This window comes from Paenibacillus sp. GbtcB18, from assembly GCF_019091125.1.
GTDB lineage: Bacteria > Bacillota > Bacilli > Paenibacillales > NBRC-103111 > Paenibacillus_F > Paenibacillus_F chitinolyticus.
In genome coordinates this window covers 1-399 of sequence record NZ_JAGXJX010000154.1, presented here as the reverse complement: position 1 = coordinate 399, position 399 = coordinate 1, and the positions used below count along the sequence as shown (strand labels likewise).

The window sequence follows — 399 nt, the reverse complement described above, 5'->3', positions numbered from 1 at the left end:
AGAAGCGAGATTATATTGTGAAAGAAGTCACTTTGCAAGCTATTGATGAACAAATTCAAACTTTACACAAACTATTAAAAGAAGAAACAGTAAAGAAACAGAATGAAATAGAAGAACAGAAGAAAGTAGAAGAACAGAAGAAAGTAGAAGAACAGAAGAAAGTAGAAGAACAAAAGAAAGTAGAAGAACAGAAGAAAGTAGAAGAACAGAAGAAAGTAGAAGAGCAGAAGAAAGTAGAAGAACAAAAGAAAGTAGAAGAACAAAAGAAAGTAGAAGAACAGAAGAAAGCAGAAGAACAGAAGAAAGCAGAAGAACAGAAGAAAGCAGAAGAACAGCAGAGAGTGGAAGAACAGAAGAAATAGAAACAGATAAAAAGCTGGTAACTGCTTTAGTGAAACA

At 32.8% G+C, this 399-nt stretch carries 1 pseudogene; it reads left to right on the top strand.

Going from position 1 to position 399, the window contains the following annotated elements:
• Positions 1-362: pseudogene (locus KVT34_RS29920) on the top strand (DUF4047 domain-containing protein); the annotation flags it as partial.
• Positions 363-399: the final 37 nt, after the last annotated feature.